Source organism: Pedobacter sp. PACM 27299 (genome assembly GCF_001412655.1).
In the GTDB taxonomy this organism is placed as follows: domain Bacteria; phylum Bacteroidota; class Bacteroidia; order Sphingobacteriales; family Sphingobacteriaceae; genus Pedobacter.
The window spans coordinates 4,858,777-4,885,492 of record NZ_CP012996.1; the positions used below are offsets into that span (position 1 = coordinate 4,858,777).

25 protein-coding genes and 1 pseudogene are annotated in these 26,716 nt (G+C 39.3%); 5 read left to right on the top strand and 21 right to left on the bottom strand.

Translation table 11 applies throughout. The features are described 5' to 3' along the window. Positions 1 to 105: 105 nt before the first annotated feature. From AQ505_RS20415 to AQ505_RS20475, 12 genes are all read right to left on the bottom strand, one after another. Positions 106 to 462: a hypothetical protein gene (locus AQ505_RS20415; RefSeq protein WP_062549880.1), complete on the bottom strand. Its 357-nt coding sequence runs from the start codon at positions 460 to 462 to the stop codon at positions 106 to 108. A 30-nt stretch (positions 463 to 492) separates the two neighbouring features. Continuing rightward, complete coding sequence (locus tag AQ505_RS20420) at positions 493 to 3,225, bottom strand: EndoU domain-containing protein (RefSeq protein WP_062549881.1); 2,733 nt, start codon at positions 3,223 to 3,225, stop codon at positions 493 to 495. 2 nt (positions 3,226 to 3,227) lie between these two features. Further along, a complete protein-coding gene (locus AQ505_RS20425) occupies positions 3,228 to 5,384 on the bottom strand; it encodes a hypothetical protein (protein WP_157262491.1) in 2,157 nt (718 codons plus the stop codon). 8 nt (positions 5,385 to 5,392) lie between these two features. Then, positions 5,393 to 7,300 (bottom strand): hypothetical protein, encoded by a 1,908-nt coding sequence (locus AQ505_RS20430; RefSeq protein WP_062549883.1) that lies wholly within the window; start codon positions 7,298 to 7,300, stop codon positions 5,393 to 5,395. Between the two features lie 50 nt (positions 7,301 to 7,350). After that, complete coding sequence (locus AQ505_RS20435; RefSeq protein WP_062549884.1) at positions 7,351 to 7,908, bottom strand: hypothetical protein; 558 nt, start codon at positions 7,906 to 7,908, stop codon at positions 7,351 to 7,353. Positions 7,909 to 8,080: 172 nt separating this feature from the next. Further along, positions 8,081 to 8,470: a hypothetical protein gene (locus AQ505_RS20445; RefSeq protein WP_062549886.1), complete on the bottom strand. Its 390-nt coding sequence runs from the start codon at positions 8,468 to 8,470 to the stop codon at positions 8,081 to 8,083. Next, a complete protein-coding gene (locus AQ505_RS20450; protein WP_197286245.1) occupies positions 8,471 to 8,944 on the bottom strand; it encodes a M15 family metallopeptidase in 474 nt (157 codons plus the stop codon). It lies immediately after the preceding gene. A 118-nt stretch (positions 8,945 to 9,062) separates the two neighbouring features. Further along, the gene (locus AQ505_RS20455; protein ID WP_062549887.1) at positions 9,063 to 9,461 is read right to left on the bottom strand and encodes a hypothetical protein; all 399 of its coding nucleotides are present in this window, start codon (positions 9,459 to 9,461) and stop codon (positions 9,063 to 9,065) included. A gap of 204 nt (positions 9,462 to 9,665) precedes the next feature. Then, complete coding sequence (locus tag AQ505_RS20460) at positions 9,666 to 10,124, bottom strand: hypothetical protein (RefSeq protein ID WP_062549888.1); 459 nt, start codon at positions 10,122 to 10,124, stop codon at positions 9,666 to 9,668. Between the two features lie 72 nt (positions 10,125 to 10,196). Beyond that, a complete protein-coding gene (locus tag AQ505_RS20465; RefSeq protein ID WP_062549889.1) occupies positions 10,197 to 10,436 on the bottom strand; it encodes a hypothetical protein in 240 nt (79 codons plus the stop codon). Positions 10,437 to 10,445: 9 nt separating this feature from the next. Beyond that, positions 10,446 to 10,628: a hypothetical protein gene (locus AQ505_RS20470; RefSeq protein ID WP_062549890.1), complete on the bottom strand. Its 183-nt coding sequence runs from the start codon at positions 10,626 to 10,628 to the stop codon at positions 10,446 to 10,448. Then, a complete protein-coding gene (locus AQ505_RS20475) occupies positions 10,618 to 11,004 on the bottom strand; it encodes a hypothetical protein (RefSeq protein ID WP_062549891.1) in 387 nt (128 codons plus the stop codon). The genes AQ505_RS20470 and AQ505_RS20475 overlap by 11 nt, the downstream gene beginning before the upstream one ends. Positions 11,005 to 11,142: 138 nt before the next feature. On the opposite strand from AQ505_RS20475, the gene AQ505_RS20480 reads away from it, so the two are divergent. From AQ505_RS20480 to AQ505_RS20490, 3 genes are all read left to right on the top strand, one after another. Continuing rightward, on the top strand, positions 11,143 to 11,925 hold the full coding sequence (locus AQ505_RS20480; RefSeq protein ID WP_062549892.1) for a helix-turn-helix transcriptional regulator: 783 nt from the start codon (positions 11,143 to 11,145) through the stop codon (positions 11,923 to 11,925). Between the two features lie 47 nt (positions 11,926 to 11,972). Then, positions 11,973 to 12,347 (top strand): helix-turn-helix domain-containing protein, encoded by a 375-nt coding sequence (locus tag AQ505_RS20485; RefSeq protein ID WP_062549893.1) that lies wholly within the window; start codon positions 11,973 to 11,975, stop codon positions 12,345 to 12,347. A gap of 68 nt (positions 12,348 to 12,415) precedes the next feature. Next, positions 12,416 to 12,835: a hypothetical protein gene (locus AQ505_RS20490; RefSeq protein WP_062549894.1), complete on the top strand. Its 420-nt coding sequence runs from the start codon at positions 12,416 to 12,418 to the stop codon at positions 12,833 to 12,835. A 249-nt stretch (positions 12,836 to 13,084) separates the two neighbouring features. Here the strand turns inward: AQ505_RS20490 and AQ505_RS26500 are convergent, their stop codons facing one another. Further along, a complete protein-coding gene (locus AQ505_RS26500) occupies positions 13,085 to 13,258 on the bottom strand; it encodes a hypothetical protein (protein ID WP_157262493.1) in 174 nt (57 codons plus the stop codon). A gap of 175 nt (positions 13,259 to 13,433) precedes the next feature. Between AQ505_RS26500 and AQ505_RS20495 the strand changes: the two genes are divergently transcribed. Next, on the top strand, positions 13,434 to 14,399 hold the full coding sequence (locus tag AQ505_RS20495) for a polysaccharide deacetylase family protein (RefSeq protein ID WP_062549895.1): 966 nt from the start codon (positions 13,434 to 13,436) through the stop codon (positions 14,397 to 14,399). Positions 14,400 to 14,535: 136 nt separating this feature from the next. After that, positions 14,536 to 15,567, top strand: a complete 1,032-nt coding sequence (locus tag AQ505_RS20500; RefSeq protein WP_062549896.1) for an Atu2307/SP_0267 family LLM class monooxygenase — start codon at positions 14,536 to 14,538, stop codon at positions 15,565 to 15,567. A 100-nt stretch (positions 15,568 to 15,667) separates the two neighbouring features. Here AQ505_RS20500 and AQ505_RS20505 read toward each other — a convergent pair. From AQ505_RS20505 to AQ505_RS20540, 8 genes and pseudogenes are all read right to left on the bottom strand, one after another. Then, positions 15,668 to 17,034: pseudogene (locus tag AQ505_RS20505) on the bottom strand (aldehyde dehydrogenase family protein). 19 nt (positions 17,035 to 17,053) lie between these two features. Continuing rightward, positions 17,054 to 17,770: a gamma-glutamyl-gamma-aminobutyrate hydrolase family protein gene (locus tag AQ505_RS20510; protein ID WP_062549897.1), complete on the bottom strand. Its 717-nt coding sequence runs from the start codon at positions 17,768 to 17,770 to the stop codon at positions 17,054 to 17,056. Positions 17,771 to 17,803: 33 nt separating this feature from the next. Next, positions 17,804 to 18,952 carry an iron-containing alcohol dehydrogenase gene (locus tag AQ505_RS20515; RefSeq protein ID WP_062549898.1) on the bottom strand — a complete coding sequence of 383 codons (1,149 nt, stop codon included), beginning with the start codon at positions 18,950 to 18,952 and terminating at the stop codon, positions 17,804 to 17,806. 12 nt (positions 18,953 to 18,964) lie between these two features. Continuing rightward, positions 18,965 to 20,323, bottom strand: coding sequence for a glutamine synthetase family protein (locus tag AQ505_RS20520; RefSeq protein WP_062549899.1), 1,359 nt, complete (start codon positions 20,321 to 20,323; stop codon positions 18,965 to 18,967). Further along, entirely contained in the window at positions 20,320 to 21,636 is a 1,317-nt protein-coding gene (gene eat / locus AQ505_RS20525) for an ethanolamine permease (protein ID WP_082461657.1), read from the bottom strand. Before eat ends, AQ505_RS20520 begins: the two co-directional genes overlap by 4 nt. A 61-nt stretch (positions 21,637 to 21,697) precedes the next feature. Next, positions 21,698 to 23,260, bottom strand: a complete 1,563-nt coding sequence (locus AQ505_RS20530; RefSeq protein ID WP_062549901.1) for a SusD/RagB family nutrient-binding outer membrane lipoprotein — start codon at positions 23,258 to 23,260, stop codon at positions 21,698 to 21,700. Positions 23,261 to 23,276: 16 nt separating this feature from the next. Beyond that, a complete protein-coding gene (locus AQ505_RS20535) occupies positions 23,277 to 26,264 on the bottom strand; it encodes a SusC/RagA family TonB-linked outer membrane protein (protein WP_197286246.1) in 2,988 nt (995 codons plus the stop codon). After that, the gene (locus AQ505_RS20540) at positions 26,240 to 26,668 is read right to left on the bottom strand and encodes an STN domain-containing protein (protein ID WP_157262495.1); all 429 of its coding nucleotides are present in this window, start codon (positions 26,666 to 26,668) and stop codon (positions 26,240 to 26,242) included. The genes AQ505_RS20535 and AQ505_RS20540 overlap by 25 nt, the downstream gene beginning before the upstream one ends. Positions 26,669 to 26,716: the final 48 nt, after the last annotated feature.

Genomic DNA, 26,716 nt, shown 5'->3' on the forward strand with positions numbered 1-26,716 from the left:
ATAGAATCCCTGTGCAGATGTCGGGAGACAACAACAGGGCATATTTATCTCTTGATAGGTATGTTTTAGCACATGCCTATAGGAATTCCTTGAAAAATTTTGTTATTATGGTTTAGCTCCGTTTAAAGGGGGCGATAATAGAAAATCACGCCAGCCTTCAACAATTTGTTTGAATTCAATTGTAGGCATATGGAATTGCTGAATTTCATCAGAATAAAAATACACATCGTCTTTATTAACGTCAATTAAAACTATTTCATTCTGACTTTCAAACTCCTTATCTGGTTCATTCAATACTTTATTAATCTGAGGAAGAAGATCTTCATTTAATTCAGATGATCCCCAACCGTAAAGAAAAATGGTGAGATCAGGAATATTAGTATGAGGAACTTTATCTATTTTATTATTGATGTTCTTGTTTTTAAAATCTACACCGTATTTTTTGATTATATTTTGATTCATATTCTTTTTAGTTAAAATAATAACAGTTTATTAGATTTTAGGAAATGAAGGGTGAGCGGATGTTATTTTCCCATTTCTAATATAAAAAATACACTCCACACCGTCCGACATTACGCCCTTAAATATATCAGTACCATTCTGAGAATAGGAGTAAACTTTCTTCGAATATGCCAAAGCCATTTCCCGCTTAACTTTTAAAGCTGTCCATTCATCTGGAAAAAAAGTACTCAAATGTGCCTTAACTTTCCAACCTATAGCTCCATCGATCGAAGAAGCCCCTTTAAAAGCAACATCATAAACCTCTACCTTACAAGTATAATATCCTGAAGCAATGTTATCTCCTATGTTTCTTTTAGGACCAATCATTCGAGCGCCAATTTCATCCAGTGCATCGATATGATGCACACCTACAACTCTCCATTTATAATTTATATATAGATCTGTCGCTCCTTCCTTTAATTTCCCCACACACTTTCCCTTAAAAACTTCCTCGATCATCTCCTTAGAATTCTGAATTGTTTTGAAAGTACTAAAAAATGTTCTTTTTCCTTTAAAAAGGTTATAGTCATCACGGCTTAATTTTCCCCAAAAATCGATTAAACTACCATGATCAGCATTAAATAAATCAAGTAAATCTTCTGTTGCATTCTCAAATTCGAAGATAAAATCATCTTTTTTTACATTCGACAATTCACTTATTTGGCTTCTATCTATTTTCCTCCAGATATTAGAATTATCTCCATATTTTTGCATCAGTTTTACACGAAAAATTTCTCTGATTTCATCTAAGGAACCAGCAAATTTCCTTAGAACATTTAAGGCATCCGGGTTAAAATCATTAGGGATAGGACCATTTAACATCTCGCTTGCTGCAGTTCGCAGCTTTTTAGAAAATGCCAAATCAATTACCGATCCCACCAATTGTAAGGCAAAAAAGAAATTATCCAACCTTGTGTAGAATTTACAATCATCGGCATTGTATTTAGAACTTTTTACATCACAATAAGTTTCTCTGTAATTCGTACTATAATTAATAAAAATAGAAGCTAGTTCTGATGTGATCTCAATTGCACTTAATACTCCCTGGGCCAATTCATACCTGATCAACACTAACCCAGGTTCTGCCGCTTCAAGACTCAATGCAACTCGGCCCAATTTACCTAAACTCCTTAAATGCCTCAGTTTTGAAAGATTACCTACCGCAGAAAGAGTCATAATCAACTCAGCAGTTAATTCTGCCCCAGTGATTAAATTTTCTGTTGATTTTTTATCATCAATATATTTTAAATAAAAAATGGGAATCGCAACTTGTGACGTGCCATTCAGATTGATGGCAAGAAATTTAGTATCATTAGTATTGGTAGGTGTATTACTAATGGTTAATGCCTGGTACATCTCATAATCACCAATTTTATTGGTAAAAGTGGTCACTGTATTTTCACCTACCTGATCCATTTCTTCCGTAACTTCTATCCTTGAGGAATTGAATGAAAAATCATAGTTAGAGGCATTAAACATTCCCAGAATTCTTGATGATTCATACTTTAAAAGAATTGGATTACTGCGATAAGTACCTGGATTGATCAAGTTATCTTTCATTGGTGATCCATCTAAACTATATGGATTATAAGAACTTCCAACCCATATTCGATAAATTTCATCTATAAAAATTCTTAAATTTTCTGCGCCAATACCAGTATCATTAATCTTATCATATAAAGATTGATAAAGAGTTGTTCTCTTCTTTCCATCAATAAATGCTACATTTAATAATCCTGCTAAAAGATCATCCTGCTGATCACCTATTATTGATCGAAGGATTTTTATTGCATATTCTTCTTCATTTTGAGTTGTTAAAACAAAGTTACTCAACGCACCAAGAATTACCCCTTCTGCAATTGACCTCAAAATCTCTATCTTATCATAGGCTGGAATTATTTTTAAACTCCTCTCAGAAAGAACAAATCCAAGCCAATATAATTTGGTCTGGGATTTAGCATTTTTAATAGTCAATTGATTCGAATATAAAGCCTCGTAGAATTCAGTTATATTCTCCAGATAAGTTTTATAATCCTCCAAAATTGGATTATTAAAAATATCGACACTACTCCACTCCAGATTTTGAGAGGTGATGTAGGATTGAAATTTTTCATCTCCCATAAAAAGAGGATAAATATTATTTTGGATATTATTGATGTATAATGCAATTTTTGCAATTATATAGGCTGCATTCTCCTTTTGAGTATCGGGAAAAAGATTACTTTTCACCAATTCAATATTTCTTAAATAAAATGCTTTTGCTACGCTATGCACTGGAATATCCACAGTACTTACAGTAGATATAGGTTCCTTAGGTATATCAAAGTTACCATCTACAATTTCACCACCTTCATAGGTCCAGGAGATATCATATAATTTGCAAAATTCGAAATCAGGTCCCTTAATCTTCAATTTTTTGACTTGAACCCGATCACCAATAGATCCATTTTCAATCGTGTCTAAATTTAATTTGAACCCTGGAAGCTCCTTTCTTTCGATTTTTTTTACACTATAAAGTAAGAACTTGGCTTCTTCATAATAACCTGCTGTAGTATAGGCAGAATCTTGATCATCACTTCTAAAATCTGTATGGTTGACATGAACATAGACTTTGTTATTTAACGTGAATTTAACCAGATATCCACTTTTATGGCTAAAACCTAAGTTGCTAAGGTGGTTTGTTCTTTTTAGATACTCCCCTTTTAATACTGCTGAATTTGCCATAATTACATATATATATCTAAATCTAAAATCAGGTCAAGTTTTACCTCTTCCTTTACATTTTTGCTGTATTCATCCGAGAAGTGATATTTCCGATCTAATGAGTATACCATAATATCGTTCTCAGGCAGATAAAGCTTTAATTGTCCATTTTCTTCACCAACAATTCCTACTTTGTATTTTTGAAACCAGATGTTTTCAGTCGAGATAAACTCACTTCCATCTTCAAAGAGATCTATAAGAACCAAACTGGAATTATACATATTCTTACCTGCAATCAGACTTTTCAGCAACTCATTTTCAACTTCAGAAAGTCCCAAAATTATCTTTGACGGAATACTCTGATCAGAGGTATTCAGGATCAGGCCATTAATCAACTGAGCATTGTCTGTAAAAGGCTTTAACGTATGATAAAAAGGCTCGGGGAGCTGGTATTCATAGTTATCCTCATTGGATGCAGACACGGATGAAATTCCTTTAATATCAGTTGAAATTTTACTCGTTGTGGAAACATTTGTTTTGAGCTGGTCCACTGAGTCTGTGAGGTAAGTTATCCTTCCAGTATAAGCAGTGCCTGTTTTGATCCTATCTCTTACAATAACGGATTGAACTGCAGAAATTCCTTTTTGTTCTTTTCCATAATAATGGTTGATCAATTTTATTTTTTGATGTGAAATCAAGTAATATCCATAATTTCCCGCTTTTAGTAGCGACATAGCTTGAATTCCATGAAATACTTCATCAAAGAAATTGGGTTGGTCATACACTGCTATAGACTGATTCTGATCATTAAGAACCTGCCTCCTCAAGTAATTATATACTCTTCCCTGATATATCAAAATATTAAAAGATGCTACATTTACCTTGGCTCCCTCAGGTCCGACTGCTGGATTAGAAAGTTCAATGATCTTCGTAAATGAACTGGGAATTCCTTCCGGAGAATCCGGCAACCTCAGGTCTTCCGCATTACAAAAATTATTGTGCTGTGCATTTTCAATCTCTGCCACCTGACCATACAGCATTGTATTAATATGATTATCTGTCACCAATTGTAAAAACAATTTATTACGTGACTCCTGGTGCCCCTGAACTGCTTCATTAATGATAATTGGCCAACCCTGTATTCCATAAACACCTTCTGTTAAGCCCGTTAAACTGTTTCCAATTTTAATTGAATTGGCATTCCCTTCAGAGATGGTATAATTTCCGTAAAAATTATACGATCTCGTCCTGTCACTTTGAATATATAGATAGAGCCTATTTTTCGTTTTAAAATTAAAGATGACCTCATCATAAATCGCTCCAGCAGTTTTGCTAACTTTTGTACCATTGTGATCAATTTTAACCTTCCCTCCATCACTGTGAAAACCAAAAAATGCAGCTGCATCCAGAAATTGAAAGATCTGTTCACGTTTAACCTTCTTTTTAAAATCGGACAGGTTATTATCAAGGGTGATCACTGCTTCTTTCGCCCTGGCATAAGCCAGATCAAAAACAAACTCTTCATTTGGTAATGGCAGCTGATAATCGCCATAATTCAAAACGATATCAATACCTGCCTCAGCTCCAGAGAAATTCCCCAACGACTCACCCATTTCTACCAGAGGCAGTTCAAAAGCAGTTGCATCAATTTCAGAAGAGGATCCGTTCTCTTCAACAAGCTCTGTTTCTTTAAAAAAGAAGCTATCAATCATCAGCGCATCTTCCTGCACCAATGGATTATATCCAAGGTACTTGGCCAGAAATGGGGGTATTGGTTCATTTTCCTTCTGATGAAAAGAGAGAAAATCCTTATTTACCTTATTGATCAAATCAGAGGAAGTATCTGATTTTTCAATGACCTGATCAGCAGCAAAAAAACTACTTTTGTCCAGCCCTCTATAGATGAAATATTTAATATTAAATCCTGTGATCGGTTGTGTATAAGGTCGCAAAATTAGGTTCACCTTATCACTACTCCCAACCTGTGGCTGTATCAATACGATTCCTTTGCAGATTGCAAAGGCTGTTGCCGCGGGGGCGTTAAATTTGGTGGTCAGACGAAATTCACGGTCGTTTATCGGCCCGAATATTTGGGCCTCATTTTGAGTCATTACAGATGGATCCGTAAAAAAGTGTGATTCTGGTGAAAACCTTGACCTATAACTATTTTTAGTTGCCATAAAATTGATTAAGTAGATTCATTAATTGAGATGACAGCGGATGCTGTCCGTTTATTATAGCGCAGCGTGCCTATTTTGAAGTAACTGTAAGGTAGTTTCGAGTTATCTACTCTTAGCTTAGTATTCATCATTACGAGATTAGAAGAAATCTTCCTGCCTCCAATATTGACGAAGTCTGTCCCTTGGGTATTCATGGTACCACCTTTGTAAGTGATCAGTTCAACACTGAAATCTCCGCTTCCTGCACCTGAATACCAGGCGGCGTATAAGCCAACCTCAACCACCTCTGGTAAAGAAGGATATGCTGCTAAAAATTTATTCATACCAACCAGGACTCCTTCATAGCCACTTATTCCGGTACTATCTCTTGCCCACCACAAATAACCTTTAGATCCATCAAGCTCAAAAGATGGAATTATTACATTACCCTGGCCATACCCTACATACCGACCATCGTACTCCGTTCCCGTTTTTTCATAGCCAACAAGAATATCAAGATCTTGTCCTGCACCCTCTTCCCAATGATACCTGACCGCCATATAATCAAACTCAGCAACTTCTATTGGTGGCTGTATTAAAGAATAGGTCAACAAAGAATTCGGCACATTGTAATTGAAACTAATGACCAGGGGTAAATTATCAGAGTTATAATCTCCATTAGCACCATTAGAGACCTGAGCACTAAAATTCACAGGTGACCCCACATCCGCACCTCCAATTACATTTGGCATATACGTACCTTCACTTCCGTTCATAGCCATTTTTGCGGATCTGGTTTTAAGACTAAAAGCTCCTGAAACGGCTTTAGCATGAGCAGACCTTCCTTTGATTTGAAATGCAAAATCTGCAGTTCCCGGATTATCCCTGATCAGCTTTGCCAGGTTAAATTCAAACCTCCAATTTGTTGAAGAGGCTTGGTTAAGATCTGAAGCCAATACCAGCGCATCTTCCGCCAACAATGTATCTGAAGGAATAATATTAGCATGTTGATGTGCTGGTATGCGGTAGCCAGAAATGACCTGAGTATCAATCATGGCAACCAGGTTCATACTAGGGTCATTGTAGAAGTCAACCATCAGTACTCCCGACTTCATTTGGTCAATATGTACATTAATTTGTCTGCTGACCTGTACAAATCCATTTTTCATCGCAGTGATACTAACTGCTCTTACTTCATTTGCAATGCCATTTAAACTAGCCACATAGGTCTGTCCTCTGAAATAGCCCTCTGATGCAACGAGTACAAAATCCTGGGAGATATCCTTCTGACTTCCATCAGAATAATGACCGATAACAGCATATCTTGCTTGACCGCCCTGATCTACATTTGCCGGACCTGAAATCTCAGTAGACAATAATGTAACCGGCTTGACATTTTGTATCATCACCTGTTTTGTTAGAGTTTCAGCACCAGTTTTCGCTGCAGAAATCGTAATTTCCTCATCAACAATATGATTTGGATCCTTGCTGGCGAGGAATGTATTTTTGGTAAATGAACCCGCAGCACTGGCCGAGAAAGTGTAATGCGCTGAAATATTTTGATGAGACCCATCGGAGAAGAATTGCAGTACCTCATATTGGGTGCTGCTGCCTGCATCTACCGAAGCCGCACCATATAGGGTCACTGAGGTACGAGTTTTACAGGTCGTAAAAGGAATTGATTTTATGCCTGACCACCCTTCGGCAGTCAAAATCCTCAATCCAAGCTCATGTGTTCCACAGCTGATCTTGTCATTGAAATTTATGATACTCTGATCAATCACAAGCATACCATTAAGGTACCATTGATAAGTCAGCACCTTTCCCTGATCTGAAGAACTGTTAAATACAGCCTGGAAATTAGCGCCTTTGTCGCTAAAATACGCATCTCCATTAATGGAAAAGGCAGGGCCAAACAAGCAGTTGTTTACTGTCATTTTAATTTGTTTTATCGTAAAAAAAGGGGTTAATAATTAGATTGGAAAGACTATTTTCTTCCAATCATGAATACAAAAGTGACTGCAATGATCAGCACAACCATGGCTATCAGCCAATATTGAATTTGACCAGGTTCTTTCAGTTTTACCGATGTGGATTTCGTCACTTCTGATGCTGAAAATGAGCTTTCTGAACTTCCGACACTAGTGTGTAAGTCTTTATGGATCAGCGTTTCCTTCTGGATTTTGATGGGTATATGCCTCGGATTTAAAACCGCCGACACCGTTAGCCGCTGAGTTTGTGGATTTAAAATCAGTCTGACATCTACAAGCTCATTCTTTATCGCCGTAATTCCATTCAGCAGACTATCCAGTTGAAAATAACTCGCCTGACTAATTTCTTGTCCAGCCAGAGTAACCACCGTATCCGCATTTACTTTAATCTGGATCACCGATTGGTCTCTAATCACAGCTGTTGAATCCAAACGATGTATTTTACGCTCCTCCGAACGGTCAACCGTCTGGTCTATGGAAACCTTCCTAAACATTCCACAACCAGAAAGCACAAGCACTAAAAAGCATAAAATATAGTTTAAAAAATGTTTCATAATTTTCTGATTAAAAGTTCTAGTTCTGCCGCTTTAAGGTTTATGCTGTCGAGCTTCTTATTCATTGGAGTACCATAAGACCCTGCAGGTATTTTTTGGGAAAAATGTCGGTTTGAAGACACCCCGGATACACACAGAACCAATACCATCACTGTGGTTATCATTCTCTTTTTCATCTCTTCTTATTTTTGTTAAAATATTTCTTTACGGACTCTACAGTTCCATTTAAGTTGAGTAAAGAAGTGTCCAACTTCCTGCTATTGCTATCCTGCTGCTCTTTGTAAGGCGCCAATTGCCTGGGAAGTTCCCGCTGAACACCAGTAACCACTGCAAGATTTATCTTCTCATTTAGCATAGTAATGTCCTGAATCCGCAGACGGTTCATTTCATTATTGATGTTGTACTGCCAGAAATTTAATCCTACAGAAAGAATGAGCATGGTGGCAAAAGGATTCTGTTGAACCGCCATAAATAAACGATCAAACATCCTCTCTATCCAAGCCGTCTTTCTGTCAATAAGATCCTGGTTAGGGTCTGGATTATTAGTATGCATCGGTTCCATCTATTTCGCAATTTCAAAGTGCATCCAATCGTAGTTCTTTTCCCTGCCCAAGGAAAGAAAGCCATGCTGGTAAAAGATATCGATCATATCCCTATACTCAGACCTGGCAAATCTTGCCGTTTTCGAACTCTCTCTCAACAGATTTCTATCCGGATCCAGGTCAATAGCCGTTCCCCAGGAATGGCGGGATAAGGTTTGTGTACTGCCACGCATAAAGCGATAGTTGAAACATCCGCCGTATAAATCTATTCCCAATTCGACAATCTTTTGAACCCCATAATGGACCAGAATATCGTCGAAAGTAGCCACCAGTGGCTCAGCAATCAGTTTATGACACTGAATCCTAGTGACGTAAGAACTTCTTTGCCAGGCAATTCTCATTTCAAAAGGAAGTTCAATCGTAGTTAAATAGCCTATACCATTTGCATTGGGAATTCCATATTTTGCATTTAATTGTTCTGAACTTATCATCATTTTTCATCTATTGGCAGATACCAGGAGGTATCCGCCACACCACAATATTTTAATTTTACAAGATGAGGTCAACAAGAAACCAGCATCAATAGGAACTCAACCCGCTAAAAGGAAAAGATTAAGCCAGCATTAACATCAATACTTCCAGTTCATTGGTCGTTAATGTAGAATTCTCTGCAAATAAATCCTCCAGTTGTTTTTCCTTCAGCAGCTTTAAAGCCGCCAAACTGACCTCGGTTTCATCCTCACTTAATCTTTTGAGCGCCTGGCTTACCTGATTTACTTCCTCGATATCTGTGGCGCCGCTTAGTGTGCCATCCGCATTAAATACTAAACCACTTTCCTTATAAATGGCCTCTCTGATTTCATGAAATCTCTTGGTGGCCAAGGATAAATCTGTCTTAAGTTTAATCACAGGGAATAAAAGCTCGGCCCCTAAAGATTTGATGGTACATTTACCAAGAATAGCAGAAATTTCTAATGCTGTAGTGTAATTGATCACTGTGTTTGAAGTCATAATTTTGATATTATTATTGTATTATTTGATTAAATATATTGCAATTGAACGCCCTCTGCGAAATGGCGTTAAGCCAGATGCAGGTGCTGCTGAATACTAGAATTTGTTTTCTTTTTAGCTTTCGCTGAGATTGAATATAAAGGTACTTCAAATATCAATACCTTTGTTTTTTAAGGTTTTATGAACGTTATACTATAAAGTATATCAGTCGAAAAATTCATTTTCAATTCTAATGAGGTCGTAAATACGATAAACTTCTTCTCTAAAGTCCTCATAAGCTTTGAATGCAACAATCACACCGGGGATAGACATACTGAGGACCTCTTGAGAAGTCCCAATCAGGGCAGATGCCTGTTTCAGAAGTCCGGGTAAGGTATTCCTCCGTACCAGCTGCATGATCTTCTCTGGATCATAAAATAACAAAAGAACAGCGAGCAGCAATTCCCTTTCATAAGTGATGTTTACCCTGCCCTTTCCATTAGTCCAGGAATCTACTTCAATTCCTTTGATCTTTTTAAATGTAGAAACAATTCGTTCTATGTTAGAAAGATCCGTTAACCGTTCCTCGGGTAAAGTATCTTTAATTTTTTCTGTGATGACCTGTGCAATTTCAGGATACTCTTTGCGCAATACTGCAACCATTAATTTTGAACTGTATTCCATAATTATTGATGATAAGGATGTTTTGTGCGCAATAGTTCCTTTTTGCACAAATACTCCGTTTAAAATTAAATTTTATATATTATTTACTTCAAATGCACGGTAAGTGGCCATGTTCGCATTTGAAATGACCATGAGGTTTAGCTTCAGTTTAAAGATCAGTAATTTTGCAGCGGCAACATTTCTTTCCAGATCTGGCTGCCCCCTCAATTCAATCCCATTTTTCAGTCTTTTATATTTTCCAGGATCGAATAACAAAATAAAGGTCTGAAGATCATCTTTCTTTATTGCAGGTTTCAATGTTTGTTTGTTCATACGCTATTTTTATAGTATTTCCTGAAGGCTAATAACACTTTTTATCTTACCACGAGGAACCATGAATAAGCTGATCAGTGCATTTGATTTCTGACATAACAAATCATTTTTTAAAACCTCTTCCAACAGCATTCCCTCCAGTACTTTAACTCTTTGCTGCAGTTTTTTGATTTTAGAGCGTTTATCTGTCATACCTATCCTCCAACCTTTTAACGACCAAGATTTCTTCTCCAAGTATTTCTGATTTCTGAACATCAAAAATCCGATCGGAATATTTAAAAGTAATCACCCTGCTAATCATCAGTCTGATCAGCCCCATTTGCTCAAATGAACACTCAAATTGTCCCCCTATTTCCAGACTTTCAACCTTAGACTCCCAGGTCGTGTAATTAAAATGTTCCAGCACTTCCGCCCGATTAGATGCTACATCAGCCTTCGGAGAAATCAGTTCGCTTTCTCCTTTTACCGAACAATATCTTAATGGAGAAGTTCCGCTTTCAGGCGCTGGATTTGGAACCCCTGATGTTTCCAATTCAGGTGTTAATTCTGGTTTCAAAGTAGTTTCCATATTTATCATGAGTTTAAAATTGTTAATAAGCCACGTTTATATTTATATTTGCCGAATCAGTGAATCAAATATAGTTCGTAATTACGAACTATCAAAACACAAACGTTCGCTTTTACGATACTTAAATTATAACAATCTGTGAATCAAGAAGAAAAAATTTCAAATAAATTCCAGAGACTGAGAGAAGTTATCAGTTTTTTTAAATTTAAAAACGACAGCGAGTTCGCAAAAGCGATCAAAATGTCTAAATCTTATGTTTCAGAAATCCTTAAAAGCGAAAAAGCACCAAAAACAATGGGGCAAAAGCTAGAAGATAATTTGGGGGTATCCAGAAAATGGTTTGAAGAAGGAGATGGAGAAATGTTATTGGAGCCTAGTGTTTCCCAAAAAGAAAACAGTACCTTTATTGGAGAGATACATTACCCTTTAGAGGTGGGAGAAACTCCATTTATTGACCTTGGAGAAGGAAAATACATTATGGTTGTTCCCTTAGTTAATGAATATGCATATGCCGGATATTTACCTGGCTACAAAGATCCCGAATATTTAGAAGAATTACCAAAGCATACGATTATAGTGGACAAACATCACCGAGGTCAATACAGAGCATTTGAAATTGTAGGAGACAGCATGGATGACAATACCAAAGAAAGCATCAGCGACGGAAGTATTGTTACCGGAAGAGAAATACAACAGCATCTGTGGACCAGCAAATTCCACACACACAGATTCAAAGACTACATCATCGTTCATAAAAAATATGGCATCATGACCAAAAGAATTACACATCATGATACGGATACTGGCATCATTACCTGTCATTCCCTTAATCCTGATAAAAAAAGATATCCTGATTTTGATGTTCAACTAGACGACGTCAAACAAATGTTTAACATTGTCAATGTCTTACAAAAGCGATAATTAATCAAATGTACTTTTAGATCAAGGGCTAAGTAACTCTTCAAAAAATGGCAGAAATAAAAGAAACCACAGAAGCAGCAGAAAGGTTAAAGATATTCAGAAAAGCAGAAAAGATGGGCCAGGAAGAGTTTGGAAAAAGTCTCGGCCTAGATCATTCTGTCATCAGCAGGTATGAAAATAACCGGTTAAATATTCCCATCGACTTTGTCAAAAAGCTCCATGAGGTATTCAATATCTCTTTTGAATGGTTTTACACAGGTAAAGGAAATAGAAAACATACCCCAGAGAAAGCAAGTTTGATCAAAGACATCAAAACACTGGAAACCAATCAACAAATACTCAGCCAGCAAGTAGAGTCGCTAAAAGCAGAGTTATTAAAGCTTCACCGTGATTTTCATGCTTTTAAAGCGAATGTTAAATAATTAGAATAAACGGTAACCCGAGCTGTAAATTAACAAAATTTCAATAATTACAATAATTACAAATAGATATGAATGTAAACGAACTAAGAATTGGTAATTATGTATTCCCAAATAATGAAATCCTCAACGGGCTTGCTAATCCTTGCGAAGTACTTGGCATCCTGCCTAATCAAAAGATAGCCTACCAGGGAAACAGCAAAGATCCAGTCCAATTGATGGAATGCAGCCATGATCAGGTAAACCCTATTCTCATCAATGCGGATTGGCTAGTAAACCGGTTAGGATTTAAAGATAATGGTGGCGGATATTATCAGCATGAAGATTTCAACTTCTTCCTATTTCATGTAGAAGAAGATGAGTATTATGATTGCTATAAGCAGGTTCCGGCAAATGACGATACCGGTGATTTTAAAACACTGCAGCATGTCCATAAATTACAGAATCTGTTTTTTGAATTATTCGATGAGGAATTAATCAATAATAATTAGTCAGCAAATGTTCTTTTCCAGCATTCTAATAGTTTAATCTGTTTTCTGACAGTAGATAATCCCCCACTAAAAAGAAGGGATTATCTATCATAGCTATTTTAGAAGTTCTATCATCAGACTGGCAGTTTCCTGAGGTTTCTCCTCCAGAATAAAATACCCGATTTCTTCCATTTTAACCCATTCAAATCGCTAATATGAGCATCATTTTATGAAATGCCCCACAAGTCTGCGGCAAGCATGTGATTAAGATTAAGGGTTCTCCCTATCCACCTTCAACTCAATATCATTGTCCTTTAATGCCTGATTATATCCTATAGAATATTTAATATGCCCCCAGGCAGTCAGCATTAAGATCAAATCTTCTTCTTTTAATTCGCCAGTTACCTGAGCATTGCAATAATCTAAATATTCTTTTTCCGTCATCTGATGTTACTTTTTAGCAGTAGTGTCTTCGTAATAAATCAATTAAATGGCGTCAAAACTTAGTTTGAACCATTGATTTTCCAAAGATCGGAATATATATCATGATAAATAAAACCAGGGATCACATTCTGAACATAAACTACTATCTTGATTCAGGAATCTTTACCATTTACAAATGATAAAATTATACAGCACACTCCTGCTTCTTTTTTTCTGTCTTTTTTCACAGGCTCAAAACGAAATACAGCAGTACAAAACTTACTATGCAACTGGCAGTTACGCAGGGGAAAATATATTGATCTTACGGCAATTTAACCAAGCCGCACAGCAATCCTATCTGATTGTAAATCCACAGACCCTGGAAACACAAATCATCAGCAGCAGACAGGTAGCAGTAAAACCGATTACCTTTCAGGAATTCGGAACATTCCTCAAAAATACCCCTTATTACAAGGCGCTTCAAACTGCGCAGGAGCAATCGCTGAATCTTCAGGATGCGGGAATTATCCATGGCTTTCCCAAAGAAAAAGGGATAACACTAACCATAGACTTGTGTCCTTCTCATAAACCATTAGACAGAAACATATTTACCTCATTGATTGCTGCCTTTCAAAAAGAAGAGCGACCAGTTCCTGTCGCTTTATCAATTACGGGAAAATTTATGCTCAGCCATGCCGATGATATCCGCTGGCTACAGGAACTTCAAAAAACCGGAGACCTGGATATTACCTGGACCAACCACACCTACAACCACCATTACAACCCAAAAGCGCCTTTAAATATCAACTTCCTAATGGAACCAGGGACAGACCTTAATTTTGAAATATTAGGTCTGGAACAAGCCATGATTGAGCGGGGATTACTACCTTCGGTTTTCTTCAGATTTCCAGGATTGGTATCTGATCAAAAATTAGTGAATCAGGTGACAAGTTATGGCCTTATACCCATTGGAAGTGATGCCTGGCTGGCAAAGGGACAGGCGAGTCATGCCGGAAGTCTTGTGCTGATTCATGGAAACGGCAATGAGCCTATTGGCGTTAAAGATTTTATTAAATTATTGGCTACCGAGAAATCGACCATCAACCAGCAGCAATGGTTGCTTTACGATTTGAGATCTAGCGTTGAAAATGAGTTCAGGTGAGAAAATCCAAGTTTAATTAAAAACATAAGCTGTTTTAAGACTATTCCTCTATTTTAAATCACAAGGGAATAAGCCTTAATAAGATAACAGCAGAAGGTATAAAACGTATAAAAGCAAAGCATATTAAATTTATATAATGGAAATTGGGATCAGTACATTTGGAGAACTACAACCAGATGGTGTAGCAGGAAAAGCCGTTAACGCGCATAAAAGAGTTCAGGAATTATTAGAAGAAGTAAAACTTGCAGATGAAGTAGGTCTTGATGTTTATGCATTCGGAGAGCATCACCGCTCGGACTTTGTCATCTCCTCCCCTGAAATTATGATGGCAGCCGCAGCAGCCATTACTAAAAAAATTAAACTTTCCAGTGCTGTGACCGTATTGAGCTCAGCAGATCCGGTACGGACCTTCCAAAACTTCGCTACCGTAGACCTCATCTCTAATGGAAGGGCAGAAATCATTGCAGGAAGAGGCTCATTTACAGAATCCTTTCCTTTATTTGGGTACAATCTGAATGACTATGATGACCTTTTCAGGGAAAAGCTAGGTTTATTGCTGCAACTCAATGAAGAAGAAATCGTCACCTGGCAAGGAAAACATAGGAAATCAATTGTAAAAAGAGGAGTATATCCCCGTCCGATACAACCTTCTATCCCAATATGGATTGGCGTAGGCGGTACTCCTGCCTCTGCACAGCGCGCAGGAAGAATGAACCTCCCTATGGCAGTAGCGATCTTGGGCAGTCCGCCAGAACAATTCGTGCCTTTTATCAATCTATATCGTAAATCTGCTGCAGAAGCCGGTCATGACCCCGCTAAACTTCAGCTGGCCATCAGTTCGCAGTTTTACGTCGCAGAAAATGCACAGCAGGCAGCCGACGAATTTTACCCTTCTTATGAGCAATTGATGAACCGCGTAGGAAAAGACAGAGGCTGGTCGCCGATGAGCAGACAACAATTCGATTATTTACGCAGTGATGGACCATTAGTGGTCGGCAGTCCGCAGCAAGCGATTGATAAAATCATGCATCAGTATGAACTCTTCCAGAATACCAGGTTCCTGGCACAACTGGTTACCGGATCAATTTCGCATAAACAGGTCTTGAAAACCATAGAATTACTGGGTACAGAGATTGCACCAGTGATTAGAAAAGAAACTAAAAAATAAACAGTAGCTCTATAAAAAAACAACAGCAATTATGGTCTTCCCAACAAAGAAAACGATAATTGCTGTTATTGAGATCTTGCTGATCAAACCGTAATCAACTTTAGGACTTCCTCAGGTGCCAGGCTTTGGGTTTCACAAAAGCCCTAAATCCCTGATGGGAAAGCGTAGCGCCAAAGCCAGAATGCTTCCTCCCGCTCCATGGTAAACCTGCACTTACCCGATCGCAGCAATTCCAATATCCAGAACCAGCATCTATATCAGAAAGTATCCGCTGTGCCCGATCCACATCCTGGGAATATACCGCTGCTGTTAAGCCATAAGCAGTATCTTTCATAAAGATTAAAGCTTCCTCATCATCTTTTACTTTCATGATACCGATAATAGGACCAAAACTTTCTTCGCGCATCACTTTCATCTCATTCGTCACATTGACCAATACTGTGGGCTCAAAATAATAACCTTTACCCGCTCTTCTTTTCCTCCATACAGCAAGGCTGCACCTTTTGACAAGGCATCCTGCACCTGATCTTCCAATATATTCAATTGTTCTTTTCTAGTTAAGGCCCCTATATAAACGCCTTCTTCTGTAGGTAAACCTATTTTCCAGGATTGTACTTCTTTCAAAAATGCAGCTTCGTATGCCTCATAAACATCCTCATGCACATAAATCCGCTCTACTGCGCAACAGCTTTGTCCGTTATTATAAAAGGCACCATCGGCAGTTCCTGCAGCTACAGCAGCCACATCCAGTACATCATCAGCAACATACAGCGGATCTTTTCCTCCTAATTCCAGCTGACAAGGCACCATTTTATGCGCCACCTTTTCATAAATATACTTTCCGGTACGGTAAGAACCGGTAAAAAAATAACCATTAAAATCCAGTTCCAGTAAAGCTTGTCCTGTTTCTTTAGCACCAATAGCGACTTCAAAAACGCCGGAAGGCAATCCAGCTTTTTCCCATAATTGCTCAATTTCCAAACCTGTTAAAGTCGCATATTCTGAGGGCTTATACATCACCGCATTTCCTGCCATTAGTGCCGGTACAAATACATTTACGCCAACGAGATAAGGGTAATTCCAGGCCGAAATATTACAAATCACACCCAGCGGCTCATAAGAAATCTTTTCCTGCATAGCCTCAGTATCGCTGATCAATTCTTCAGATAAGTAACGCGCAGCATTGTCCAGCATCCAAAGTATCCTTGCTCTGGCTCCATTAATTTCATTGCGGGATTGCGCCAAAGGCTTACCAACTTCGGCTGTTAAAACTGCTGCCAGATTTTCAATTTCCTCAGCCAATAAATCATAAAAGCGCTGCACTACTGCCAGCCTTTCCGACAAGCTTTTCAAGCCCCAGGCTTTCTGAGCCTGACGCAATACCGTATATTTTTCATGTAACGCAGCAGGACTGTCGTCCTGAACCGTCTTTATAATTTCTTCTGTAGCGGGATTGATGATATTCATTTCTGATGAGTTCTAAATCCTAAATAAATTGATTTCTTACTTCCTGAATAAACTGTTTTTTGATCTTTTGAGAGAAAGGATTACTTTCTTTCTCTTTCATTCTTTCTGGATGCCATTGCAGAGCGATCATAAAACCGCTGTTCGTTTTATCCTTATACTCCAAACCTTCCACTATTCCTTTCCCCGACACCGCATACGCATTGATCATTAAATTCTGACCAAGACGATCCGGATTCACTGCCTGGTGGTGTGCACTATTCACGATACCACAATCTTCTCCTGTGATTTCTCCCAGCAAAGATCCTTCGACCACCTTTATTTCATGCGCTTTATCCAGTTCTCCTTTTTTATGAAGTTCATTTTCAGGCGCACCAATATCATCAAATACGGCTCCTCCCTCCATAATATTGATGTATTGCATACCTCTGCAAACTCCGAGTAAGGGCAATCGCTTTGTTTTCGCAAATTCATAAATCTGACGTTCAAATTCATCTCTTTCCGGCGAGAATGCCGCTGGGCGATGCGGGTAATCTTCTGCTCCACCAGAAATTGAAGGCGTTACATCGATCCCTCCTGTGAGTACAAAACCATCGCATTGCTCAATATCTTTCGTATTCCCCTTTTCAAAAGAGAGTTCCAGCAATTCCAGATCTTCTGCCAGTTCTGCAGTGCTAAACCAATTCCAATAATTTTGAAATCCTGCTTCTGTGAAGCTAATTCCTATCTTTTTCCGCATGGATTAAATACATTAACAATGATCAAATAATTTCTAAAGTGCTTCTAAATACAAAGCTTTAAAATCTTCCCTGCTTACTGGCTTAGGATTATTCGGATGCGCAAAATCTGCAAAAGCGAGATCTGCCAAGGTATCGATATGTTCCGTTCCCACACCAATATCTCTCAAATGATGCGGAATTCCTAAACTGGAATTGAGTTCAAAAAGGTAATTTACTACTGCGGCACCGTTTTCTTCTTTCAGCTCCAATACCTTAGCGATGCGCTTAAATTTATCCTCGAAACCAGCAATATTAAAGGCCATTCCATAAGGGATATTGACGGCATTTGCTAAACCATGATGCGTATCCAGCAAGGAAGAAAGCGGATGCGCCAAAGAATGGACTACTCCTAAACCTTTCTGGAAAGCAATTGCCCCCATCATAGAAGCCATCAACATCTTGCTGCGACTTTCTACATCTGGTCGATGAGTCGCAGTTTCCAGGGCATCTTTAATCAAATGAATCCCTTCCAAGGCAATTCCATCACACATCGGATGGTAGTTTTTAGCCAGGAAGGCCTCCATATTATGAGTAAGCGCATCCATCCCGGTGGCTGCAGTAATGTGCGGCGGCAAGTCCATCGTCAAAAGCGGATCTGCAAACACGATTTTCGCCATCAGTTTAGCTGAAAACAAGATCTTCTTCTGATGCGTCTCATCATCAGAAATAATGGCACTCCTGCCTACTTCGCTTCCTGTACCAGAAGTAGTAGGTACCGTAATAAAATGCGGTACTTCATTGGTCACGTACACATCTCCACCAATCAAATCATCATATTTGAACAGGTCTTCGCGATGGTTTACCCTTAGAACTATAGCTCTGGCTACATCTAAAGCAGCCCCACCGCCAATTCCGATCACTACATCCCTATCCTCTTCATCCCATACCTCTGTCCCTTTATACACATCACTTTTCACTGGATTTTTATGAATATCACTAAAAACTACCACGGAAAAACCCTGTGTTCTTAAGTCGGCTACAATACTGCTAAAAAAAGGCAGCGTCGCCACTATAGGATCACTGACCAGCAAGGGACGTTGTAACCCATTGGACTTTAAATAGGCAGGTAATTCTCTGATGACACCTGCACCAAAACGAATCGTAGTCGGAAAATTAAATTGGTGTATTTTATCAAATATCATGGCTCAACGAATTTAAATAATTTCAAAATATCTTTTCATCTCCCAGTCGGTCACAGCTTTAGCATACTGCTTACATTCCCATTCCCTGGTCAGCGTAAAATGTTCAACAAAGTCGGCTCCAAATAAAGTGGCGGCCAAAGGCGACTCCTTCATTTTTCTGGTCGCCTCTTGTAAACTACCTGGAAGGATGCCATTAGAAACATCCAGATAGCCGTTTCCGGTGGTTGCCGCTTTATCCAATACCAGGTTATTCTTGATCCCATACAGTCCCGCAGCCAGGCAGGCCGATAAGGCGAGGTATGGGTTCGTATCTGAACCTACCACCCTTGTTTCCAACCTTGTGGTTTTAGAATGCCCAGGCAATGCGCGTAAGGCTACCGTCCTATTGTCGATTCCCCAGGTTAAAGTTGTAGGTGCCCAGGCACCCTCCACCAATCTTTTATAACTATTGATCGTCGGTGCAATCATGGGTAAGATATAGGGTAAACAATGGAGCTGTCCGGCAATATAAGAGTTCATCATCGCCGACATTTTAGAAGGATCTTTCTCTTCATAAAACAGATTTTGTTTACTATTTAAATCCCATAAACTTTGGTGTACATGGCCACTGCAGCCAGGAAGATTTTCATTGATTTTAGCCATAAAAGTGGCCATGATACCATGTTGGTAAGCAATCTCTTTCACTGCTGTTTTAAATAAAACCGCCTGATCTGCGGCCTCCAACACCCCTGCGTACTTAATGGCGGCTTCATATACGCCCGGTCCAGTTTCGGTATGCAGTCCTTCAATAGGAATTCCGAATTTGCAGAGGAGCTCAAACAGGTCCGACATATAACTATTTTTCAAACTGCCTCGCAGGATGGAATAGCCAAACATTCCAGGCGTTAAAGGCTGGAGCTGCTGGAAATTTTTCTGATGGGCGGATTCTGGCGTTTCGGCGAAATTAAACCACTCAAATTCCTGGGAAAAATAAGGCTTAAAACCTAGGGATTCAGCCTCTGCACGTATTTTAATAAGCAATTGCCTCGGACAAGTATACAAGGCTTTACCTTGCTCATCCACAAAATCACCAAGAAAAAAAGGAAGGTCATTTTCCCAGGGGATCTTACGGAAGGTTTGCAGGTCTAATTTCACCTGAGCATCAGGATAACCGGTATGCCAGCCTGTAAAACGAACATTATCATAGGCAACATCACCCATATCCCAGCCAAAGGTGACATCACAAAAGCCCAACCTCCCCTCCAGAATAGAGAGAAATTTCTCTGTTGCAATATATTTACCCCTCAGCACCCCATCAATATCTGCAACAGCCACTTTTACTTTACCTGAGGGATGTTGTTTTACATAAGCTAAAATTTCTTCTGTTGTCATTTATCTGCAGATTTAAAAGTCCTGTATAATAAAAAGGTAACCGCTAAAATGGAGAAGTAGATCAAGCCCAGTTTAGGATTAAAAATAAACATCGCAATGATGGATATACTGGCGATGATTAATGCAATAATTGGGAACAAAGGATAGAAACGCAGTCGGAATGGACGCGGCAAATTGGGTTCTCTATTCCTTAAAATCATGATGGAGATCATCGAGATGATATAAAGTGTGAGTGCTCCAAAGACGGAAACGATAATAATTTCCGAAGTTTTTCCTGAAAGCAGCGCCAGAATACCGATGAGCATATTCCCGATCAGCGCATTTGCAGGCGTATGAAATCTCGGGGAAATTTTCCCTAAAAACGAAGGAATATGATGCACACGTCCCATCTCATAAGTGGAGCGTCCTGCGGCCAAAATCAATCCATGAAAAGAGGCAATCAGTCCAAACAAACCAACTGTAATCAATAAATGATACATCAAATGGTCATTTCCGGTGATTTTCGCTAATGCCAGTGGAAGTGGCGAATCCGAAGTCTCACCGCTCATTCCGTTTTTATAAACGATGGCTTCCCAACCGGCAATCCCTGTTGCCGTCACAAAAACCAGGACACACAAAATCGCCAGTGTAAAAATTGCCCATCCGAACCCTCTGCTGATGTCTCTTTGAGGATTTTTTGTTTCTTCAGCTACATTTGCGATTCCTTCAATCCCCAGAAAAAACCAGATGGCAAAAGGGAGTGCTGCAAATACCCCGCTCCAACCGTTGGGCAGGGCATTGTGTGTGAGGTTTTGCATTTCAAACTTCGGCATGGCAATTCCAGAAAACAGCAGTAATTCGCCAACGGCAAAAACCGTGATGATCACTTCAAATGAAGCTGCTGCTTTTACGCCATACACATTCAGTGCAGTAAAGATGAAATAGATGGAAATGGCACTGGTAAGAATAGGTACCTGGGGGTAGAAAGCATTAAAATAGGCACCGATCGCAAAAGCGATTGCGGGCGGTGCCAATATAAATTCGACAATTTGGGCAATACCGGCTATAAAGCCGATATTTTCTCCCATTGCTCTTTTTGCATAATCGAATACGCCTCCTGCTTTAGGAATTGCGCATGCCAGCTCTGCGTAACTAAATGTAAAAGTAATGTACATCAGCATGATGGCAAGGGTGGCAATGGCCATCCCTCCGGTCCCTCCTTTTTCAAGGCCGAGATTCCAGCCGAAATACATTCCTGAGATGACATATCCAACGCCAAGTCCCCATAACATAAAAGGAGTCAGTGTTTTTTTTAAACCCTTGCTTTGTGTCATTGGCCGTTCTGGTTTAGGTATTTACATAGAATTTACCGTATTATAAATATAACATAAAATCTTACTTTAAGATCCACATCGTCTGATTAACATCATCACTACCACCATATTGACTCTGAATAGCTGCTGAAACATTGGCTGCATTATAATCGAGTTCATTGGCAGGATAAAGCCAGCGCAATGGGAAATTAGTAGTAGGTGTATTTAAGTTGGTACTGCTGTTTAAAGTAAAGACCGGATAGCCCGTTCTTCGGTTCTCCATCCAGGCACTATACTTGCCCCCATGTAAGAAATTAGCCAGGTATTTTTGGGTGATAATTTGTTCCAGCTGCTGTGCATTGCTTCCTGATAGTGCTACACCTGCAGAATTTGGAAAGGACGAAATATAGGCCGCATCCATTTTCATATTGTGGTGATAATCGGCCATATCCGGCGTACTTGAGGCTACAAAAGTCATTGAACTGCTGATGCCTGAAGCATAATAAGACTGTGCAGTAGCAGTGCTGATCCATCCTCTTAAACTCGCTTCTGCCAGGATAAATTGCTGGTCCCAAAAGCTGAATAAGCTCACTGCTTCTGCATTCACCAACTGCACATAACGGTTATTTAAATCTGCATAATCCTTTCCTACCCTACGGGTCTGCAGACTAGAAAAAGCATCAGAAGGTGCTACGCCAGGGTAAGCATTATAATCTGAGGCCAATAGTCCGGCAGTAATTTTGATGGCTGATGGTTTCGCATAATAAAATAAACGCTGATCCTTTGAGGCTTTCATTGGTGCTAATAAGTTATCGGAAAGCATCGTATAATTGGATTTTACAAATGAATTTCCTGAACCTGCCGGCACATCCGACCAGGGGTAATTTTGTCCGGCAACATTGTTATAAGCTAATGCAAAGTTGTCTTTGTAATCCCTCATCAGCGGGCGATTGGCTACGATATCTTTAAAACGATCGGTTACTTTTAACTCTGCATCTCCTGTTTTTTTGTACAAATTCATCAAGACATGAAGTTCGAAGCTATTCGTCAGCCTTCTCCAATTGTCTATGTTCCCGCCATAAATTGGATCGCCCTCAAAATTAACGCCTTCGGAAAACAATTGATTGGCCTGATCCAGCTCATTTAAGATCCCTAGAAACACAGTTTTTTGGGAATCATATTTTGGCTGCAGCACTTTTTCACTTTCTCCTTTAATGGCATCTATATACGGTACATCTCCAACTTGCATGCTGGCATTAAAGAACTGCCATGCACGAATAAAATGACCCAGAGCCTGATAAGATTTTCTCAATCCATCGCTTGTCGCATATTTTTCCATTGGCGGAATGTTGCGCAAAACGGTGAGGCGGGTAAAATCTGCTCTCCCCAGCCTATTGTACTGCAGGTTTTCCTGACCTTCTCCCCAGGTGATGTATTTAGCTAATAAAAAGGGTTGTATGAAACCCTTCGTATTGGCGATTTCAGATTTGGTAATGTTCAGAATCATTCCTGTGGCCAGGATAGAAGAGCTGACCTCTGTCGTCTTATCCGGATTCGAATTGATATCTTCAAACTTCTGGCATCCAGTGCCCAACATTAGCAATGCCGGCAAAATCGATATATATTTTAAAACGTTAGTTTTCATAAGAATTTTTTAATGATTAGAAGCCTATTTTAAAATTGAAACCCAGCATACGCTGCGATGGTGAATTCAAGTTCTCTGTGTCCACATCTGGATCGGAATACTTAAAATTAGTCCACATCCATAAGTTTTGTCCTGTTACCGAGAAGGAAGCTCTTTTTAACCCTAGTTTACTAACGAATTTCTGGTTGAAACTATAGCCCAGCGACAACTCACGAAGTTTCACAAAAGACTCATTTTGAATCCCTTTATCTCCACCTCTAAAGTTCTGTGCATAATCCTGATAACCTACTTCTACATCATTAGGGGCATACTGACGGGTATCGCTTGTAATCTGGCCATACTTATCATAGGTGACATTTCCGGAGATTACTTTTACCCCTTTACCTACAAAATTATTCTTGCCATTGACCACCTGGTCATAGCGATACTCATTATCAGAATCAGGATTTGTACCGGTATCCCACATCTTATCGTACATATAATTGTACATCAGACCACCAATGCGGCCATCAATATTTACATTCAGGTTCCAGTTTTTATACCTGAAACTATTGATAAAGCCGAAGCTAAAATCAGGCTCTCCATAACCATATTTTTTGTTGTAATCACTTTCCACTGGAGAACCATTATTGAAAATGATATTTCCTTGTGGATCTCTCAGCCAATAACTGGCTTTATAAGTATCCAGTCTTTCTCCTTTTTTAGTCCATAAATCATCTGGAGAATATAAAGGATCGATATCTACATAATAACGGTGCTGCTGGGCCCAGTTCATGGTAGCATACCATTCAAAATCTCTTCCTTTAATCACAGATCCATCTACAGTAATCTCAATTCCCCTGCGTTCGTAAGTTTCCTTAGTATTGACGATTGCCATACTAAAACCGCTTGAATTAGGCAGATAAGCAGTATTTCCTTTTTCCTTAAGGTCGGTTTGTCTGTTATAATAGTACTTATTAAAATAAGCCACATCGAAATGCAGACGTTTTTTAAACAGGTACCCTACAGCACCAATCTCCCAGGTACGCTGTGAACTTGGCAACAGGTTTTCACCCAATAAGTAATTAGGATAGGTAGCGGCATTGAGTGTGTTCCAGGCTGCGGTATTCGTCGTGTATACGCTATTGATTGCATAAGGATCGAAGGCTTTTTTAAAGATTGTCCATGACCCACGCAGCTTAAACATATCCACTGCTTCAGGGAATTTCAGCAGTTCAGAGATCACCACACTGGAACCTATAGAAGGATAAAAATAGTCTCTTGACGATTTCGGCTGTGCCGAATTCCAGTCATTTCTACCGGTTACATCTAAGAAAACCGCATCATTCCAGCCAATAGAAGCCCGGCCATATAAACTATTGATTTGTCTGGAATTATGAAAAGGAACCACAGTTGGCGCCTCGATAGAACCTGCCAGAGAGAAGAAGGTCGGAGAGATCAAGCCATTTCTGGTGGTAGATTTCAATCCCTGATCCGCGAAATAATAAATCGTTCCTCCCACCAATCCATCAAATGACCATTTGTTCAATTTCTTTTTATAGGTTAAAATCAGGTCATCATTGGTACTATATCCTGTGGTATTGTCGATGCTATACATCCCTCTGGCATTCCAACCTCCTCTGGTAGAGAAGATATTTGCGGTCGGATTCCGCTTTGTTTCTGAGTTGTTGTAATTGTCGTAACCCAGACGCAGCATCAGGTTAAACGCTTCATTAAACTTATAATTTGCGGTTACATTCGCATTGACGGTATTTTCCGTTTTTCCATTTAACTTCTCATGGGCAATCAGATAAGGATTGTCATACCAGTTGGTGTACATCCAATTCTGCGTTTTATTGGGCACTACCCAGTAATCTTTATAATCACGAATATCGTATTCGGTACCCGTCCACATCACCAATTGATACAGGTAGCCCTGGTTGTCATAACCACCACCCCAGATTTGAGGTGCAGAACGCCTGCTCAGACCAAAATGACTTTCGATTTTAAATTTATCATTGATTCTAATCTCTCCACCGGAGGTCAAGTTCATCATGCTCAGCTTCTGATTAGGAAACTGTCCTTTATTATAAATGTGATTTAAGCCAATTCTGAAGCTGCCATTTTCCCCGGTCTGGGCAATCGAAATGTTATTATTGGTTACGATACCGGTATTCATAAAGTTCTTCAGGTTGTCTTTGCCGACAGATACCAGCGGGCGATTGTCTTCGAACTGTTTCGTTACCGGATTCCAATCTCTGGCAGTATTTCCAGCATCCAGCCTAGGGCCCCAAACATAATCGTTGTCGATCACCCCATTTTGTCCGCGGCCATAAGAACTCTGTACTTCCGGGACAGCCAGATAACCTAGCTGAAACATTGTATTGCTATTGATATCAACGGCGAAGCCTTTACCAGCTGCCCCTTTTTTAGTCGTAATCAGCAATACCCCACCATCCGCACGTGAACCGTATAAAGCAGAAGCGGTAGATCCTTTTAACAAGTCCATGCTCTCAATATCATCAGCAGGCACATCGCGAAGTGTCATATTCCCATAAGGTACCCCATCAATGACCAATAATACCCCTTCCCCACGAAGTTCCAGTTTTGGCTTTTCATTAAATTCCGTAGAATTCTTAACCACCAATCCGGCCACCTGCCCTGTTAAGGAAGTACCAAGATCCACACCTTTTACAGTCTGCACTTTATCGCCGCCAATCTTTTGAACGGCATATCCCAGAGATTTTTCCGAACGCTTCACTCCTAAAGCGGTAACGACTACTTCAGATAAATCTTGTTTTTGCGCTTCCAGTACGATGTTTAGCACTCCATTGGCAGATGCCACAGTAATTTCTCTGGTGCCGTAACCGAGGTACCTGACTACCAGTATATCTCCTGCTTTTGCATTGATCACAAAATCACCAGAGGTGCTGCTTGAAGCACCTTCTTTTGTGCCTTTCACAATAATTGAAGCACCTGGCAGGGGATTTCCTTCTGTATCTACCACTTTTCCCTTAATCGGCAAAAGAGCCACAACTTCCCCCTTGAACTTGCCTCCTTTTCAATTATTTTCTTCTTAATCACCACTGTTTTATTGAGGATCATATAAGAATAAGGTCTGTTTTTAAAAATCTGGTTTAAGGCATCTTCCAGGCTGACTTCTTCCATTTCAATGCTGATCCGGCCTTCCTCCTTGATCAATTTATTATTGTAGAAGAACGTATAACCACTTTGTTTTTTAATATTTTCAAAAAGGGCATTGAAAGTGGTGTTCTTTTCCGACAATGTAATTTTTTGGGAGAACCCATCTGCGGATACCTGGAGGCAGCCAAAGAAGATTAAAATTACGGTGAGTTTCATGGCCAATACGGTCTGTGTTGAGCATAACCACCTCATAAAAGGGGCTTTACTACATGAGTTTAATTTCATATTTTTGAATGTTTTGGTTTATTCATTAATTATCCAATAAGTTTTTTT

What these genes read in the sequence shown, in the direction of transcription:
- AQ505_RS20415 (WP_062549880.1), bottom strand. Translation starts at nt 462, where the DNA reads ATGAATCAAAATATAATCAAAAAATACGGTGTAGATTTTAAAAACAAG.
- AQ505_RS20420 (WP_062549881.1), bottom strand. Translation starts at nt 3,225, where the DNA reads ATGGCAAATTCAGCAGTATTAAAAGGGGAGTATCTAAAAAGAACAAAC.
- AQ505_RS20425 (WP_157262491.1), bottom strand. Translation starts at nt 5,384, where the DNA reads ATGGCAACTAAAAATAGTTATAGGTCAAGGTTTTCACCAGAATCACAC.
- AQ505_RS20430 (WP_062549883.1), bottom strand. Translation starts at nt 7,300, where the DNA reads ATGACAGTAAACAACTGCTTGTTTGGCCCTGCCTTTTCCATTAATGGA.
- AQ505_RS20435 (WP_062549884.1), bottom strand. Translation starts at nt 7,908, where the DNA reads ATGAAACATTTTTTAAACTATATTTTATGCTTTTTAGTGCTTGTGCTT.
- AQ505_RS20445 (WP_062549886.1), bottom strand. Translation starts at nt 8,470, where the DNA reads ATGGAACCGATGCATACTAATAATCCAGACCCTAACCAGGATCTTATT.
- AQ505_RS20450 (WP_197286245.1), bottom strand. Translation starts at nt 8,944, where the DNA reads ATGATGATAAGTTCAGAACAATTAAATGCAAAATATGGAATTCCCAAT.
- AQ505_RS20455 (WP_062549887.1), bottom strand. Translation starts at nt 9,461, where the DNA reads ATGACTTCAAACACAGTGATCAATTACACTACAGCATTAGAAATTTCT.
- AQ505_RS20460 (WP_062549888.1), bottom strand. Translation starts at nt 10,124, where the DNA reads ATGGAATACAGTTCAAAATTAATGGTTGCAGTATTGCGCAAAGAGTAT.
- AQ505_RS20465 (WP_062549889.1), bottom strand. Translation starts at nt 10,436, where the DNA reads ATGAACAAACAAACATTGAAACCTGCAATAAAGAAAGATGATCTTCAG.
- AQ505_RS20470 (WP_062549890.1), bottom strand. Translation starts at nt 10,628, where the DNA reads ATGACAGATAAACGCTCTAAAATCAAAAAACTGCAGCAAAGAGTTAAA.
- AQ505_RS20475 (WP_062549891.1), bottom strand. Translation starts at nt 11,004, where the DNA reads ATGGAAACTACTTTGAAACCAGAATTAACACCTGAATTGGAAACATCA.
- AQ505_RS20485 (WP_062549893.1), top strand. Translation starts at nt 11,973, where the DNA reads ATGGCAGAAATAAAAGAAACCACAGAAGCAGCAGAAAGGTTAAAGATA.
- AQ505_RS20490 (WP_062549894.1), top strand. Translation starts at nt 12,416, where the DNA reads ATGAATGTAAACGAACTAAGAATTGGTAATTATGTATTCCCAAATAAT.
- AQ505_RS26500 (WP_157262493.1), bottom strand. Translation starts at nt 13,258, where the DNA reads ATGACGGAAAAAGAATATTTAGATTATTGCAATGCTCAGGTAACTGGC.
- AQ505_RS20495 (WP_062549895.1), top strand. Translation starts at nt 13,434, where the DNA reads ATGATAAAATTATACAGCACACTCCTGCTTCTTTTTTTCTGTCTTTTT.
- AQ505_RS20500 (WP_062549896.1), top strand. Translation starts at nt 14,536, where the DNA reads ATGGAAATTGGGATCAGTACATTTGGAGAACTACAACCAGATGGTGTA.
- AQ505_RS20510 (WP_062549897.1), bottom strand. Translation starts at nt 17,770, where the DNA reads ATGCGGAAAAAGATAGGAATTAGCTTCACAGAAGCAGGATTTCAAAAT.
- AQ505_RS20515 (WP_062549898.1), bottom strand. Translation starts at nt 18,952, where the DNA reads ATGATATTTGATAAAATACACCAATTTAATTTTCCGACTACGATTCGT.
- AQ505_RS20520 (WP_062549899.1), bottom strand. Translation starts at nt 20,323, where the DNA reads ATGACAACAGAAGAAATTTTAGCTTATGTAAAACAACATCCCTCAGGT.
- eat (WP_082461657.1), bottom strand. Translation starts at nt 21,636, where the DNA reads ATGACACAAAGCAAGGGTTTAAAAAAAACACTGACTCCTTTTATGTTA.
- AQ505_RS20530 (WP_062549901.1), bottom strand. Translation starts at nt 23,260, where the DNA reads ATGAAAACTAACGTTTTAAAATATATATCGATTTTGCCGGCATTGCTA.
- AQ505_RS20540 (WP_157262495.1), bottom strand. Translation starts at nt 26,668, where the DNA reads ATGAAATTAAACTCATGTAGTAAAGCCCCTTTTATGAGGTGGTTATGC.